The 13,641-nt window shown below is 69.9% G+C and carries 12 protein-coding genes and 2 pseudogenes; 5 read left to right on the forward strand and 9 right to left on the reverse strand.

The genetic code is table 11. From position 1 onward, the window contains the following. Window positions 1-2: 2 nt before the first annotated feature. Window positions 3-1,439, reverse strand: a complete 1,437-nt coding sequence (locus GXN78_RS13905; RefSeq protein ID WP_106561068.1) for a PLP-dependent aminotransferase family protein — start codon at window positions 1,437-1,439, stop codon at window positions 3-5. 91 nt (window positions 1,440-1,530) lie between these two features. Between GXN78_RS13905 and GXN78_RS13910 the strand changes: the two genes are divergently transcribed. Together GXN78_RS13910 and GXN78_RS13915 are read left to right on the forward strand one after the other, a co-directional pair. Continuing rightward, entirely contained in the window at window positions 1,531-2,268 is a 738-nt protein-coding gene (locus GXN78_RS13910; RefSeq protein ID WP_106561067.1) for an NAD(P)-dependent oxidoreductase, read from the forward strand. Continuing rightward, the gene (locus GXN78_RS13915) at window positions 2,265-2,801 is read left to right on the forward strand and encodes a cupin domain-containing protein (RefSeq protein WP_106561066.1); all 537 of its coding nucleotides are present in this window, start codon (window positions 2,265-2,267) and stop codon (window positions 2,799-2,801) included. The genes GXN78_RS13910 and GXN78_RS13915 overlap by 4 nt, the downstream gene beginning before the upstream one ends. Before the next feature lie 3 nt (window positions 2,802-2,804). Here the strand turns inward: GXN78_RS13915 and GXN78_RS13920 are convergent, their stop codons facing one another. Beyond that, the gene (locus GXN78_RS13920) at window positions 2,805-3,785 is read right to left on the reverse strand and encodes a tripartite tricarboxylate transporter substrate binding protein (protein WP_106561065.1); all 981 of its coding nucleotides are present in this window, start codon (window positions 3,783-3,785) and stop codon (window positions 2,805-2,807) included. A 404-nt stretch (window positions 3,786-4,189) separates the two neighbouring features. On the opposite strand from GXN78_RS13920, the gene ltrA reads away from it, so the two are divergent. Next, entirely contained in the window at window positions 4,190-5,698 is a 1,509-nt protein-coding gene (gene ltrA, locus GXN78_RS13925; protein ID WP_164255457.1) for a group II intron reverse transcriptase/maturase, read from the forward strand. Between the two features lie 99 nt (window positions 5,699-5,797). On the opposite strand, the gene GXN78_RS13930 is transcribed toward ltrA, so the two are convergent. The 4 genes and pseudogenes from GXN78_RS13930 to GXN78_RS13945 all read right to left on the reverse strand — a co-directional run. Next, window positions 5,798-6,799, reverse strand: coding sequence for a zinc-binding alcohol dehydrogenase family protein (locus tag GXN78_RS13930; protein ID WP_106560752.1), 1,002 nt, complete (start codon window positions 6,797-6,799; stop codon window positions 5,798-5,800). Beyond that, window positions 6,796-7,686, reverse strand: coding sequence for a 3-keto-5-aminohexanoate cleavage protein (locus GXN78_RS13935; RefSeq protein ID WP_106560751.1), 891 nt, complete (start codon window positions 7,684-7,686; stop codon window positions 6,796-6,798). Before GXN78_RS13935 ends, GXN78_RS13930 begins: the two co-directional genes overlap by 4 nt. Beyond that, window positions 7,683-8,448, reverse strand: a pseudogene (locus GXN78_RS13940) (SDR family oxidoreductase). The gene GXN78_RS13935 and the pseudogene GXN78_RS13940 overlap by 4 nt, the downstream one beginning before the upstream one ends. Before the next feature lie 27 nt (window positions 8,449-8,475). Beyond that, a pseudogene (locus tag GXN78_RS13945) lies at window positions 8,476-9,338 on the reverse strand (dioxygenase); the annotation flags it as partial. A gap of 137 nt (window positions 9,339-9,475) precedes the next feature. Between GXN78_RS13945 and GXN78_RS13950 the strand changes: the two are divergent. Beyond that, on the forward strand, window positions 9,476-10,498 hold the full coding sequence (locus GXN78_RS13950) for a LacI family DNA-binding transcriptional regulator (protein WP_106560748.1): 1,023 nt from the start codon (window positions 9,476-9,478) through the stop codon (window positions 10,496-10,498). A 15-nt stretch (window positions 10,499-10,513) separates the two neighbouring features. Here the strand turns inward: GXN78_RS13950 and GXN78_RS13955 are convergent, their stop codons facing one another. Then, window positions 10,514-10,735, reverse strand: coding sequence for a DUF1127 domain-containing protein (locus GXN78_RS13955; RefSeq protein WP_106560747.1), 222 nt, complete (start codon window positions 10,733-10,735; stop codon window positions 10,514-10,516). Window positions 10,736-10,824: 89 nt separating this feature from the next. Between GXN78_RS13955 and GXN78_RS13960 the strand changes: the two genes are divergently transcribed. Beyond that, window positions 10,825-11,715, forward strand: a complete 891-nt coding sequence (locus tag GXN78_RS13960) for a LysR family transcriptional regulator (RefSeq protein ID WP_106560746.1) — start codon at window positions 10,825-10,827, stop codon at window positions 11,713-11,715. 6 nt (window positions 11,716-11,721) lie between these two features. Here GXN78_RS13960 and GXN78_RS13965 read toward each other — a convergent pair whose 3' ends face one another. Beyond that, window positions 11,722-12,645, reverse strand: a complete 924-nt coding sequence (locus tag GXN78_RS13965; protein ID WP_106560745.1) for a glutaminase — start codon at window positions 12,643-12,645, stop codon at window positions 11,722-11,724. A 35-nt stretch (window positions 12,646-12,680) separates the two neighbouring features. Further along, window positions 12,681-13,610 (reverse strand): DMT family transporter, encoded by a 930-nt coding sequence (locus GXN78_RS13970; protein ID WP_106560744.1) that lies wholly within the window; start codon window positions 13,608-13,610, stop codon window positions 12,681-12,683. Window positions 13,611-13,641 lie beyond the last annotated feature (31 nt).

Genomic DNA, 13,641 nt, shown 5'->3' on the forward strand with positions numbered 1-13,641 from the left:
GCTTAGCCCACAACGAGCGCCCTGCGCAGCCTGGCCACCAGGCGCCTGGCCTCGGCCTCCGATGCGATGTTGGCGAAGCCCATGAGCAACCCTTCGAGGGCAGGCTTGCCCGCATAGCGCTCCGACAGGGCCCGGCAGTTGAGGCCGGCCTCCTGTGCGCGCAGGCTCAAGGCGGTGTCGCTGCCCAGCCCTTCGAAGCTGGCGATCAGATGCATGCCGCCGCTGCGAAGCTCGATGTGTACCGCCTCGCCGAAGACGCGCTGCAGCTCCGCGGCCAGCATCGTCCGTCGGCGCGCGTAGAGCAGCCGCATCTTCTTGATGTGGCGGGCGAAGTGGCCTTCCCGGAGGAAGTCGCTGACGATCGCCTGGCCGAGCGTCGAACAGCCGTTGGACCCCATGCGGGCGGCCCGCGCGAAGCGCTCGACCAGCGGCTCGGGCACGACCAGGTAGGCCAGCGCCAGGCCCGGGTGGAGCACCTTCGAAAAGGTGCCGGCATAGAGCACCCGGTCCTGCCGGTCCAGGCTCTTCAGTGCCGGCAGTGGATGCCCGGCATAGCGGTACTCGCCGTCGTAGTCGTCCTCGACGATCCAGGCCTTCGCAGCCCGCGCCCAGGCGAGCAGCTCGAGCCGGCGCGCCATGCTCATCGAGTAGCCCAGCGGTGCCTGGTGGGAGGGCGTGACCACCGCCAGCCTCGCGTCGGCCGCGCGGCGCCGGCCCTCGGCGACGCGCAGGCCTTGCGCATCGACCGGCACCGGGACCACGCGCAGGCCGGCGCTCTGCAGCACCTCGCTCGTCGGCGGAAAGCCCGGGTCTTCGACCCAGACGCGCTGCTCCGGGGCGAGCAGCACGCGCGAAACCAGGGCCAGGCTCGCGCGGTGCCCCGCGGTGACGAACACCTGCCCCGGGCTGCAAGCCACGCCGCGCGACACCAGGAGGTAGGTCGCGATGGCCTCGCGCAGCGGCGCATGGCCGACGGGGTCGCCGTAGTTCATGTCGGCGATGGTGGTCGCGCGGATCCTGCGTGCCGCCAACCGCGCCCACAGCTTGCGCGGAAAGGCGTCGAGGGCAGGGATGCCGAGCTGAAAAGGCGGGGGCGCCGAGACCGGCACCAGCGGCGGTTCGCGCAGCGCCGGCGCACCTGCGCGCGCAGGGGGCGGCGGTGCCGAGTGCGGCAGCTGCGGAGACACCACCGTGCCCGCCTGCCCGCGCGCGACCAGATAGCCCTCGCCGGCCAGCTGGCCGTAGGCGAGCTCGACCGTGCCGCGCGCCACCCCCAGCTCGCCGGCCAGAGTGCGCGCCGAGGCGAGGCGTTCGCCCGGCTGCAGCAGGCCCTGCTCGATGGCCTTGCGCAGGCGCTGGCAGATCTGCCGGTACAGCGGTGCCGCCTGGCGCCGGTCCAGCCGGAGCAGCTCGGCGCGGAGGGAATGCGCGTCCATCATGGCCCAGTCGTTTGTGCAATTCTTGGATCTTTGTCCTGGTGCATCGTAGACCTAAGCTGAGCCTCCGAAGATCGAGGAAAGGCTCTGCAAGATGAAGATATTCCTGGCCGGCGCCACGGGCGCCATCGGGTCGGTGCTGGCCCCCCTGCTGGTGGACGCCGGCTACGCGGTGTACGGCACAACTCGCCGCTCCGAACGGGCCGAGGCCCTGGAGGCGCAGGAGGTGACGCCGGTGGTGGTCGACGTCTTCGACGCGCCGGCCCTGGCATCGGCCGTGAAGCGGATCGCTCCCGGCATCGTGATCCATCAGCTAACCGCCCTTCCGCGCGACCTGGACCCGGCGCGAATGGCCGAGGCGGTGGTGCGCAACGCGCGGGTGCGCAGCGAAGGCACGCGCAACCTCGTCGCCGCGGCGCTGGCCGCGGGCTGCGGCCGCCTGATCGCGCAGAGCGTCGCCTGGGCGTATGCGCCCGGCCCGAAGCCGTGGCGCGAGGAGCAGCCGCTGGACATCACCGCCGCGGATCCGCGCGGCATCACCGTTCGCGGCGTGGCGGCCCTGGAAGAACTGACGCTCGGGACGCGCGGCCTGGCCGGGACGGTGTTGCGCTACGGCCAGATCTACGGCCCGGGCACCTCGACGCCCACGCCCCGGGGCGCCAGTCCGGTCCACGTCGAAGCGGCGGCATGGGCGGCCCTGCTGGCCGTTCAACGCAACGCCCGCGGCATCTACAACATCGCCGAGGACGGCCCCGAAGTCAGCAGCGACAAGGCCCGGCGCGAGCTCGGCTGGCATGCAGCGCTGCGCTGGCCGGCGGAGGTCCTGCGATGAGCGCCGCCCGGCCGCCCGAAGGCGCTCGCACCGCAGCGCCGCGCCGCGCCGCCGCACTCGCCACGCTCGGCCTGGCCGCCGGATGGCTGCTGCTTGCGCCCGCCGCCCCGCGTTCGGCCGTGCAATGGTTCGACGATCTCTGCAGCAGCCTCGGCCGGCCGATGTTCGCCTCCGCCCCTGCGCCGGCCGGCGCCGCGGCACGACCCGCAACCGTTGTGAAGCGGCTGTCTTGCGAGCCTTTGCCGAACGTGCCCGGCAAGTCCCAGACCACGGTGCTGGTGGAGTTCCCGCCGCTGGCCTTCTCGCCGGCGCATCGGCATCCGGGCTCGGTCACCGCGGTCGTGACCGAGGGCATCATCCGCTCGCAGCTGCAGGGCACGCCGGCAGCCGACTACCAGGCCGGCCAGAGCTTCTTCGAGCCGCCCGGCACGCTGCACGTGTTCGCCGAGAACCCGGACCCGTCGCGCACCGCGAAGCTGATCGCCTTTTTCGTCACCGACGAGAACTGCGGGCCGCTGGTGGTCTACGAGTAGCGCTCAATCCACCTTGATCCCCGCCGCCTTCACCACCTGCTGCGCCTTGGTGGTCTCGTCGACGATGAACTGATCGAACTGGGCCGAGGGCATGGTGAAGGCCTCGGCGCCGAGCTTGTCCAGCCGCTCCTTGAGCTCCGGCGCGGTCATGATCTTCGCGACCTCGGCCTGGACCCGCTCGACCACCGGCTTCGGCGTCTTGGCCGGCGCGAACAGGCCGACCCAGAACAGGTACTCCGAGCCGGGCACGCCCGCTTCGACCGTGGTGGGCAGCTGCGGCATCACGGCCGAGCGCTTGCCGGTGCCCACGGCCAGGGCCTTGAGCTTGCCGTCCTTCACCAGCGGCAGGGCCGACACCATCGGCGCAAAGAACCAGTCGATGCGCCCGCCCATCACCTCGGTCATCGCCTCGGGCGTGCCGCGAAAGGGCACGTGCTGCGCCTGCACGCCCGCGGCCAGGCGGAACACCTCGGCATTCATGTGCGTGGCCGAGCCGTTGCCGGCCGAGCCGTAGTTGAAGCCGCCGGGCTTGGCCTTGGCCTGCGCGACGAGGTCCTTCACGTCGGCGAAGCGGTTGGGCGCCACCACCAGCATGTTGGGCAGGCTCGCCATCGGCGTGATGCCGGCGAAGTCCTTCAGCGTGTCGTAGCTGAGGTTGGGATAGATCGAGGGGTTGACCAGGTGTCCCGCCGAGTGGACCAGCAGCGTGTAGCCGTCGGCGGGCGCCTTCGCAACCTGCGCCGCGCCCAGCGTGCCGCCGGCGCCCGGCTTGTTGTCGATGATCACGCTGGTGCCCAGGGCAGGGCCCAGGCGCTCGGCCACCAGCCGCGCGACGATGTCGGTGCCGCTGCCGGCGGTGAAAGGCACGATCAGCTTGATCGTCTGGCCCTTGGGCCAGTCGCCCTGGGCCTGGGCGCCGGTGAAGGCGCAGGCCGCCAATGCGGCCGCGATCAGCTGGCGGCGGCTGGGAAGAAATGTCGTCATGGTCTTGTCTCCGGTGCGCCGGTCAAAACCGGCGAGGTGTTGTGAATGAAAGAGTCATACGTTGAAGGCTTAGCCAGCTACGGCGGCCCCGAGTCATGCGTACACATTCGTGAGGGTGTGGGCGAAGCGTTGACAGGGGTACGCGCGGGCCGGGTATCGAGCCGCGTAATACATGCCCCGCGGCGAGAGTTGCGGGTGGTCCGGGGTGCCGAGGTTGTCGGAGAAAGCCGAAGGCCACACCGATGCTGCCGCTTTGGCGAGGCGGCATCGGACCCCGCGCGGTCAGAGACCCCGCGCACGCGCGGAAACACCTCGCACGGGAACCGGGAGATCCCGCGTCCTTCTGCGCAGCGCTGGGAAGCGCTGGCTGCAGAGCGCATCGTGAAGCCCAAGGGCGTACGACGATGAGCCACGGGCGCGGGAAGTCGGACTGCTGCGTAGTACCGAAGAAGCTGCCGAACAAGGCCGCGGGGGAAGCCCCTGCGGCGGCGGAGGCGGTGGAGGGAAGGCGGCAGGCCAAGGGCAATGCCATCGCGGCGCGCATGTCCCGCAGATCGGTGCGGGTCTATGACATGGGAACCGCGCTCGATGGCATACGACAGACGGCAAAGGGCCGTCGTGGTGCGAGGTTCACTGGACTGCTGCATCACATCTACGCGGTCGAGCGCCTGCGGGCGGCCTACCTTGCGCTCAAGCGCGATGCGGCCGCCGGGGTGGACGGCCAGACCTGGCAGACGTACGGGCAGGACCTGGAGGGCAACCTCCTGGAACTGTCCGAGCGGCTGGCCCGAGGGGGCTACCGGCCCCAGCCTGTCAAGAGGGTGTACATCGACAAGGCCGACGGCAGCAAGCGCCCGCTGGGCGTGCCGGCGCTGGAGGACAAGCTCGTGCAGCGCGCCACGGTCGAAGTGTTGAACGCCATCTACGAGCAGGACTTCCTCGGGTTCAGCTACGGCTTCAGGCCCGGCAAGAGCGCGCACAACGCGCTGGATGCCGTGGCGGTAGGTGTGAGCAGCAGACGAGTGAACTGGATACTCGATGCGGACATAGCCAAGTTCTTCGACACGATCGAAAGGGACTGGCTGGTGAAGTTCATCGAACACCGCGTGGCTGACGCGCGCGTGGTGCGGCTGATCAAGAAATGGCTGCACGCGGGCGTGCTGGAAGACGGCAGGCTGACGCAAAGTGAGTTGGGTACGGTTCAGGGTGGGAGCATCAGCCCGCTGCTGGCCAACATCTACCTGCACTATGCGTTCGACCTGTGGGTCAAGCAGTGGAGGGGGCGCCATGCCCGAGGCGACGTGATCGTCGTGCGCTACGCCGACGATTGGGTTGCCGGGTTCCAGTTCCGCGACGATGCCGAGCGCTTCCAGCGCGCGGTGGCCGAGCGGCTGGGCCAGTTCGGGCTGAAGCTGCACCCCGAGAAGACGCGGCTGATCGAGTTCGGGCGCTTCGCCCGCGAGAACCGACGCCGCAAGGGACAAGGCAAGCCGCAGACCTTCGACTTCCTGGGGTTCACGCATTGCTGCGGGACGACGAGGAAGGGCCACTTCATGGTCCTGCGACTCACCAGTGCCAAACGCCTGCGAGCCAAACTGCAGGTGGTCAAGCTCGAACTCAGAAGGCGCATGCACCAACCCATCCCGGAGCAGGGCCAGTACCTGCGGGCGGTGGTGACTGGGCATGCGCGCTACTTCGGCGTGCCGTGCAACGGCGCGCGGCTGAGGGCATTCCGCTTCCAGGTCGTCGGGTTGTGGCACCGCACGTTGTGCCGCCGCAGCCAGAGCCACGACCTGCCTTGGCGACGCATGTATCGCTTGATGGCGCACTGGCTGCCTGTTCCGACCATCTGCCACCCTTACCCGAACCAGCGTCTGATCGTCACGACCCAAGGCAGGAGCCGTATGCGGTAGCTCCGCACGTACGGATCTGGGGAGGGGGTGCTGGGTGACTGGCATTCCTACTCCTACTTGGATTCGTTGGGGGCCGGCTGCGGATTCGCGGTCGCGTCTTCAGGGCCGCAGCACCACGCGGTCGGTGCTGCCGGAGAGCACCAGGCGATAGGCGTCCGCCGCCTCGTCGAGCGTGAAGGCGCGCGCCACCGGGAAGGGCTTCAGGGTGCCGCGCTCGAAGCCCTCGCGCATCGCATCGAGCTGCGCGGTGGCCGCCTCGCAGTCCAGCGCGAGCGAATCGATGCCCACGTAGGTGTGCATGCCACGGTAGAACGCGAAGATGTCGAAGGGCACCGCGCGATCGTGCGTGGCGATGAAGATCTGCGTGGCACCCTTGGCCATCGACTTGTTGCCGGCCTCGAAGTAGGCGCTGCCCACCGTGTTGTAGACGATGTCGGCGCCGCGCCCGCCGGTGAGCTCGCGCACCCGTGCGGCGACGTCGCTTGTACCGGCATCGATCACGTCGACCGGCCCGCAGGCGAATCCCTCGAAGGGCCCGGCGCGCCGCTGCACCGCGATCACCCGCGCGCCGCCTTGCGCGGCGAGCTGCACCGCGGCCTGGCCCACCTTGCCGTTGGCGCCCAGCACCAGCACCGTCTGCCCCGCCTGCGGCATGCCGCTGCGGCGGAAACCCTCGTAGGCGGTGACGAAGGGCACGCCCACCGCGCCGGCCTCGTCCATCGAGATGCTGCGCGGGCGATCGCGCAGGGCGGCCACGGGCAGCGTGAGGAAGCGCGCATGGGAGCCGTCGCGCGTGATGCCGATGTCGCCGCCCGAGCCGTAGACCTCGCGGCCCACCCATTCGGTCGGGCCCGCGACCACCACGCCCGCGAAGTCGCGGCCCGGCGTGCGCGGCCACACGGCCTGGGGCATGAGGCCCAGGCTGGCCTTGACGTCGCTGGGGTTCACCGCCGCCGCCCCGACGCGCACCACGGCGAAACCGGGCCTGGCGGCAGGCTCGCGCTGCTCGGCGATGTCGAGCTTCAAGGTATCGAGCGCCGCGGCCTTCTCGTGCAGGCGCACGGCGCGGGCGGCCGTCGCCGTGTTCAGGACTGCGCTCATCGGCCGGTTCCCCCGGCCAGGCCGAGCATCGTGCGGGCCTCGCGCGGATTCGCGATCTCGCCGCCCAGGCTCTCGATGATGTCGCGCGCCTTGGCCACCAGCTGCGCATTGCTCTCGGCCAGCACGCCTTTTGCGAGATAGATGTTGTCCTCCATGCCCACGCGCACATGGCCGCCCAGCAGCCAGGCCTGCGCCACGATCGGGAACTCCATGCGGCCGATGCCGAAGGCGCTCCAGAAAGCGCCGCGCGGCAGCATGTCGCGCGCGTACAGCACGGTCTGCGGCGTGGGCATGAAGCCGTACTTCACGCCCAGCACCAGGGTCCACATCGCGGGCCCCTCGAGCGTGCCGTCGGCGATCAGGTCCAGCGCCAGGTGGATGTCGCCGGAATCGAAGATCTCGAGCTCGGGCTTCACGCCCGCCTCGCGGATCACCTTGGCCATGCGACGCACGTTCTTCGGCGTGTTGATGACCACGTCGGGACCGGAATTCATGGTGTTGAGGTCCAGCGAGCAGACGTCGGGCTTGATCAGCGCGATGTGCTCGACGCGTTTCTCGGGCGGCAGCAGGCTGGTGCCGGGCGCGTAGACCTTGGGGTCGTCCTCGCTCGGGATGAAGCGGCCGCCGGGGCCGGTGGTCAGATTGATGATCAGCTCGCGGTTCTGCTTGCGGATACGGTCCACCACGTCGCGGTAGAGCTCGACCTGCATCGAGGGCCTGCCGCTCTCGGGGTCGCGTACATGGATGTGCACCTGGCCCGCGCCGGCCTCGGCGGCGGCCAGGCACTCGTCGGCGATCTGGGCGGGCGTGATGGGCAGGTGCGGCGTCTGCTCTGGTTTCACCAGGTTGCCGGTGACGGCGCAGGTGATCAAGGTTTTCGCGTTCACAGGTGCCTCCCCCCATCCACCACGATGCGCGTGCCCGTCACGAAGCGCAGCGTGGTTGCCAGCGCCTCGACGGTGGCCGCCACGTCGTCCGGCTTGCCGATGCGCCCCAGCGGCGTGGTCGTCGCCATCTTGGCCTTGAAGTCCTCGCCGCGCCCCGGCACGAAAGACGATTCGACCGCCCCCGGCGAGACCGAAACCACCCGCACCGCAGGCGCGAGCGCCTTGGCCAGCGCATCGCCCACCACGTCCAGCCCGGCCTTGGCCGCCACGTAGGCCAGGTTGCTGCCGACGCCGGTGAAGCCCGCGATCGAGGAGATGTTGACCACCAGCCCGTCGCCGCCGGCCTTGAGCAGCGGCGCGAAGGCGCGGATGGTGGCGAAGACGCCGCGGAAGTTGGCGCGCATCAGCTCGTCGATGAGCTCGTCGGTCAGGCCGTCGAGGTCGGCGGCGGCCACGGGCCGGGTGTGGCCCGCGCTGTTGACCAGGATGTCGCAGCGGCCGTAGCGCTCGTTCACGTCGGCCGCGGCCTTCTGCAGGCTGGGCGTGTCGACGATGTCGGCGCGCAGCGCGGCATGGCGCTGGCCGGCCGCGGCGGGCAGCGAGGCCGCGCGCTGGGCCGCGTCGTCGGCGCCGCGGTGCAGCAGCACGCAGCTGGCACCGAGCGCCGCGAGGCGCTGCGCCGTGGCGTAGCCGATGGCGCCGAGGCCGCCTGAGTGATGACGGACGACCCGCCGTCGAGTCGGGTGTGGGATCGAAGCTCATGCGATGGACGTCTGGCAAGAGTGGATTCGGGAATGGGCGGGCGGGGAACTTCATCTCGCCGGGCTCGAGCACAAAGTCATGCTGCAGCGTCGCGGCTTCACGTCGCGCTGCGCCTCGAAGCGGCCGATCAGCCGGCGCGTGACGCCGAACACCGGGTCGCTCTCCAGGTTTTCGTCGTCGTCGGCGAAGACCTGCGTGATCAGCACCTTGTGCCCCGGCTTGCTCACCATGAAGTGCAGGTGCGCCGGCCGGTTGGGGTGGCGCTGCTGCGCGCGCAGCAGCTGGCCGCAGGGCCCGTCGGTCGGCACCGGGTAGCCGGCCGGGCGCACGGTGTGGAACTGGAAGCGGCCCTCGGCATCGGTCTCGAAGCGGCCGCGCAGGTTCATGTCGTCCTGCTGCGGGTCCTGGTTCTCGTAGAGGCCCGCGGGCGAGGCCTGCCAGGCATCGACGATGGCGCCCGCGAGCGGCCGCCCCTGCGTGTCGCGGACCACCCCCGTCACTTCGAGCGGCACGCCCGGCGTGTCGCAGCGCGCGATCGATTCGCCCGCCCGGCACAGCGGCGCGTTGGCCCGCCAGAAGGGCCCGAGCAGCGCGGCGGGCGATTCGCCCTGCGGGTCCTGGTTGTTCAGCAGCGCGACCAGGGTGGAGACCCCCAGCAGATCGGCCGCCAGCACCACCTCGTTCTTCTTCTCGCCGGTGGCCTGGCCGATGGCGACGATGAACTCGAGCGCCTGCTCGAACTCCTCTTCGCCGAGGCGCACTTCCTGCACGAAGGCATGGAGGTGGCGGGTGAGCGCCGCCATCACGGTGCGCAGGCGCTCGTCGGGCGTGCGGGACATGGCGGCGGTCGCCATGCGGAGCACGGAATCGGGGGTGGTCACGATGTTCATGGGGCCTTGGTGGTTGTCTGCAAACGTTTGCAGATTATGACGTCGAAGAATTTCACCAAAAAATCGGGGTTTACGAGAGTCCCCAATGAAAACAAGGCGATACTCTTGGCATCAACGAAATCAATCGTTTGCATGAAATGAGCCCACAACCGCCTTCCACGGTCACGATCCGCGACGTCGCGCTGGCCGCCGGCGTGCATGTCTCGACCGTCTCGCGCGCCCTCAGCCCGGACAAGCGCGGCCTGATCAGCGAGGAAGTGCTGCGCGTGGTCGAGGAGGCGGCGCAGCGCCTGGGCTACCGGCCCAACCGCGCTGCCTCGGCCCTGCGCACCGGCCGCACCCACACCATTGGCGTGCTGGTGCCCGACATCACCAACCCGGTGTTCCCGCCCATCCTCCAGGGCGTCGAGGCCAGCGCCGCGGCGCGCGGCTACTTCGTGTTCGTGACCAACGTGATGGACCCCGCGCTCGCCCGCCCGGTGGTCGAGCGCATGCTGGCGCAGCAGGTCGACGGGCTGGTGATGGCGATCGCCATGCGCGACGACCCGCTCATCGACTACCTGCAGAAGGCCGGCATGCACACGGTGCTGGTGAACCGCGCCGACGAGAGCGGGCGCTTACCTGCGGTGGTCAGCGACGACCGGCTGGCGATGAAGCTGGCAGTGGATCACCTCGTCGCAGCCGGCCACCGGCGCATCGCGCATCTGGCCGGACCGCAGAACGTGCCCACCGGCGTGGCCCGGCGCCAGGGCGTGGAGCAGGCGCTGCGCGACCGCGGTCTGGCGCTGGCCGCGGTCGCCGAATGCGAGAGCTACAGCCGCGAGGCCGGCCGCCAGGCCATGGAGCAACTGCTCGCGCAGAACGAGCGGCCCGAGGCCGTCGTGTGCTGCAACGACCTCGTGGCCCTGGGCGCCTACGACCTGATGCGCGCCCAAGGCTTGCGCGTGCCGCAGGACATCTCGATCACCGGCCACAACGACATGCCGCTGGTCGACATGGTCGATCCGCCCCTCACCACCATCCGCCTGCCGCACCGCGAACTGGGCTGGCGCGCGGCCGAGATGCTGTTCGATGAGATCGAGGGCAAGTCGCTGTCGGCTTCCACCGTGGTGCTGCGGCCGGAGCTGGTGGTTCGGGAGTCGACGCGCAGGGTGGCTTAACAGGCGCCCGCGCCCTTAGCCCCGTGTGCTGTGATCAGTGCCCGCCTGCGTCGCGGCGCGCAGCAGGGCCGGTACTTCGCTGCGGCCGATCCCCAGATCGAGCAGCTCGTGCTCGCTCATCGCTGCAAGCTGCAGCGCCTGGCGGCGCGCACGGCGGCGTGCGGCCAAGCGCGCGAGGCCGCTGGCGAATACCCGCATCAGCGATTCGATCAACGGCAGTTGCATCCTCAATTCCATCGCGCTTCTCCTGTCATGGAGCCCGATGGTGCGCTGCCGCGTGCTATTGTGGAAGTTGAGATTTCTGAAGCCACCAATCAGGATTCCTGATGCGTCACCTGAACCTCGACCAGCTCCGCACCCTGGTCGCCATCGCCGACCTCGGCACCTTCTCCGCTGCCGCGCAGGCCCTGCACCTGGCGCAGCCCACCGTGAGCCTCCATGTCAGCGAGCTCGAATCGCGCCTCGCCGCGCCGCTGGTCGTGCGCGGTGCGCGGCGCGTCACGCCCACCCCGGCCGGCGCAGTGCTGGTGGAGCGCGGCCGGCGCCTTTTGCGTGACGCAGACGACGCGATCGACGCGGTACGCCGCCAGCACCAGGGCCTGGCCGGCCAGGTGCGCATCGGTTGCAGCACCACCAGCGTGGTGGTCGACCTGCTGCCGCCGGTGTTCCATGCGTTGCTCGAGCGCTACCCCGACATCGTGCTGACGCCCAGCTTCCTGGGCTCGGCCTATTCGGTCTCCGGTCTGCTGGCCGGCACGCTGGACCTGGCCATCATCGCGCTGCCGCAGCCTGCGACGCCGGGCGTGGCGCTGACGCCCTGGCGCGAGCAACCCATGATGGCCTTCGTGCCGGCGCGCTGGCAGGCGCCGCGCCGCGCCACGCCTGCGTGGCTGGCGCAGCACCCGCTGATCATGAACCAGCCGGGTTCGCGCATGTACGAACTGACCATGGAGTGGTTCGGCCGCGCGGGCTTCGCGCCGCGCGCGCGCATCGAGCACGACTACGACGTCGCGATGCGCGGCCTGGTCGCCGCAGGCTACGGCGTGGCGCTGCTGCCCGCACCCGACGACGGGACGACCGCCCACGCCGGCGAGCATGTGCAGACGCTGCCGCTGAGCCCCAAGCTCACGCGCCACCTGGCCATTGCGTACCGGGCGCACGGCGCCCTCGACGGCGCTACGCAGCGCGTGATCGAGACGTTGCTGGAATTCGCCTGAGCCAGGCTAGAACACCGACAGCCCGGTCTTCGCGACGAACAGCTCCAGCGCCTTCCTGCCCAGCAGCGAATTGCCCGTCGCATCCAGCGCGGGCGACCAGACGCACAGCGTGAGCTGGTCCGGCACCACGGCCACGATGCCGCCGCCCACGCCGCTCTTGCAGGGCAGGCCGATCGAGAAGGCGACGTCGCCGGCGGCATCGTAGGTGCCGCAGGTCAGCATCAGCGCGTTGATGCGGCGCGTGTGGCGCTCGGTCGTGATGTCGGCCTCGCCGCCGCGCGGATGACGGCCGTCGCGACACAGGAAGCCGGCGGCGCGCGCCAGCTGCACGCAGCTCATGCGCAGGGCGCACTGGTGGAAGTACAGGTCGAGCACCGATTCGACCGCGTTGTCGAGCTTGCCGAAGCTCTTCATGAAGTTCGCCAGCGCGTAGTTGCGGTAGCCCGTCGCGGCCTCGGAGGCGGCCACTTCGGGGTCGAAGCCGATGGGCTCGCCGCAGAGGCTCGCCATCAGCGCGAGCAGCTCGGCCTTGGCATCGCCGTCGCAGAGCAGCCGGTCGGCCACCGCGATGGCGCCGGCATTGATGAAGGGGTTGCGCGGCTTGCCGTGCTCGCTCTCGAGCTGCACCAGCGAATTGAAGGGGTTGCCCGAGGGCTCGCGGCCGATGCGCTCCCACAGCGCATCGCCGAGGTGCCGCATGGCCAGCGTGAGCGTGAAGAGCTTGGAGATGCTCTGGATCGAGAAGGGCGTTGCCGCATCGCCGGCCGAGGCCTCTGCGCCCTGGCAGGTGCGCAGCGCAATACCGAACTGCTGCGCCGGCACGCGCGCGAGCGCGGGGATGTAGCTGGCCACCGTGCCGCCCTGGCCCAGCAGCGGGCGGATCTCTTCGTCAATCTCGTCGAGGAGGGGCTGGAAGTTCATCGCTCGCATCTCCGTGTGGCGTGCAGCCGGACAGATTCTCTTCTTCAGCTTGCGCGGTGAATGGATTCGGCCTGCACCGTCGGGCTCGTCCTCCGGTTCACCAGCACGATGCCTAGCGCCACGCCCGCCAGCGCCAGCACCAGTTGCAGCGTGAGCGGCTCGTCGAGCAGCACCACGCCGAACACCAGCGCGAACAGCGGCGTGAGGAAGGTGAAGGACGAGATGCGCGTGGCCGGGTAGTGCCGCAGCATCCACATCCAGGCCAGGTAGCTCGCGAAGGCGCCGATCGCGGTCTGCAGCGAGATCGAGAACCAGGCGTAGCCCGAGTAGGCGAAGCCCCAGCGCTCGCCCAGCGCCAGCGACAGCAGAGGCGACACCGCGGCCGTGACCGCAATTTGATAGAAGAGCGTCTTCTCGGCGCTGGCGGTGGCGAGCCGCGTGGTGCGGATCGCGAGCGTGGTCAGGCCCCACAGCACGCCGGCCACCAGCGCCAGCGCGTCGCCGTGCAATTGACCGGTGCCGCTGTGGCCGAAGCTCTCGCTGAAGGCCAGCACCACGCCGGTGAAGGCGATGGCCAGTCCCAGCCACTGCACGCCGCGCAGGCGCTCGGCCGGCACGAAGCGCGGCAGCAGCAACGCCACCACGAAGGGCGAGGTGTAGAGGAACACGGTGAGCCGCGATGCCGTCGTGTGCTGCAGTCCGATGTAGATGCAGACGAACTCGCCGGCAAACAGCAGGCCGGCGATCAGGCCACCGGCCAGCGTGCCATCGCGCTCGAACAATGGCACGCGGCGCCACAGGCACCACAGCCACAGCAGCAACACCGCACCCGTCATGCGGATCGAGGCCTGCCACAGCGGCGGCACCTCGGTCACGGTGGTCTTGATCAGGATCTGCTGCAGGCCCCAGAAGGCGCAGCAGGCGAGCAGCAGGGTGGTGGCGCGGGTGTCGAGGTGGTTCTTGCGTTCGATCATTCTTCTTGCTCGGTATGTCTCTGATGACGTT

Source organism: Variovorax sp. WS11 (genome assembly GCF_010499245.1).
GTDB lineage: Bacteria > Pseudomonadota > Gammaproteobacteria > Burkholderiales > Burkholderiaceae_C > Variovorax.

Coding starts and splice junctions, on each gene's coding strand:
- GXN78_RS13905 (WP_106561068.1), bottom strand. CDS start 1,439: ATGATGGACGCGCATTCCCTCCGCGCCGAGCTGCTCCGGCTGGACCGG.
- GXN78_RS13910 (WP_106561067.1), top strand. CDS start 1,531: ATGAAGATATTCCTGGCCGGCGCCACGGGCGCCATCGGGTCGGTGCTG.
- GXN78_RS13915 (WP_106561066.1), top strand. CDS start 2,265: ATGAGCGCCGCCCGGCCGCCCGAAGGCGCTCGCACCGCAGCGCCGCGC.
- GXN78_RS13920 (WP_106561065.1), bottom strand. CDS start 3,785: ATGACGACATTTCTTCCCAGCCGCCGCCAGCTGATCGCGGCCGCATTG.
- ltrA (WP_164255457.1), top strand. CDS start 4,190: ATGAGCCACGGGCGCGGGAAGTCGGACTGCTGCGTAGTACCGAAGAAG.
- GXN78_RS13930 (WP_106560752.1), bottom strand. CDS start 6,799: ATGAGCGCAGTCCTGAACACGGCGACGGCCGCCCGCGCCGTGCGCCTG.
- GXN78_RS13950 (WP_106560748.1), top strand. CDS start 9,476: ATGAGCCCACAACCGCCTTCCACGGTCACGATCCGCGACGTCGCGCTG.
- GXN78_RS13955 (WP_106560747.1), bottom strand. CDS start 10,735: ATGGAATTGAGGATGCAACTGCCGTTGATCGAATCGCTGATGCGGGTA.
- GXN78_RS13960 (WP_106560746.1), top strand. CDS start 10,825: ATGCGTCACCTGAACCTCGACCAGCTCCGCACCCTGGTCGCCATCGCC.
- GXN78_RS13965 (WP_106560745.1), bottom strand. CDS start 12,645: ATGCGAGCGATGAACTTCCAGCCCCTCCTCGACGAGATTGACGAAGAG.
- GXN78_RS13970 (WP_106560744.1), bottom strand. CDS start 13,610: ATGATCGAACGCAAGAACCACCTCGACACCCGCGCCACCACCCTGCTG.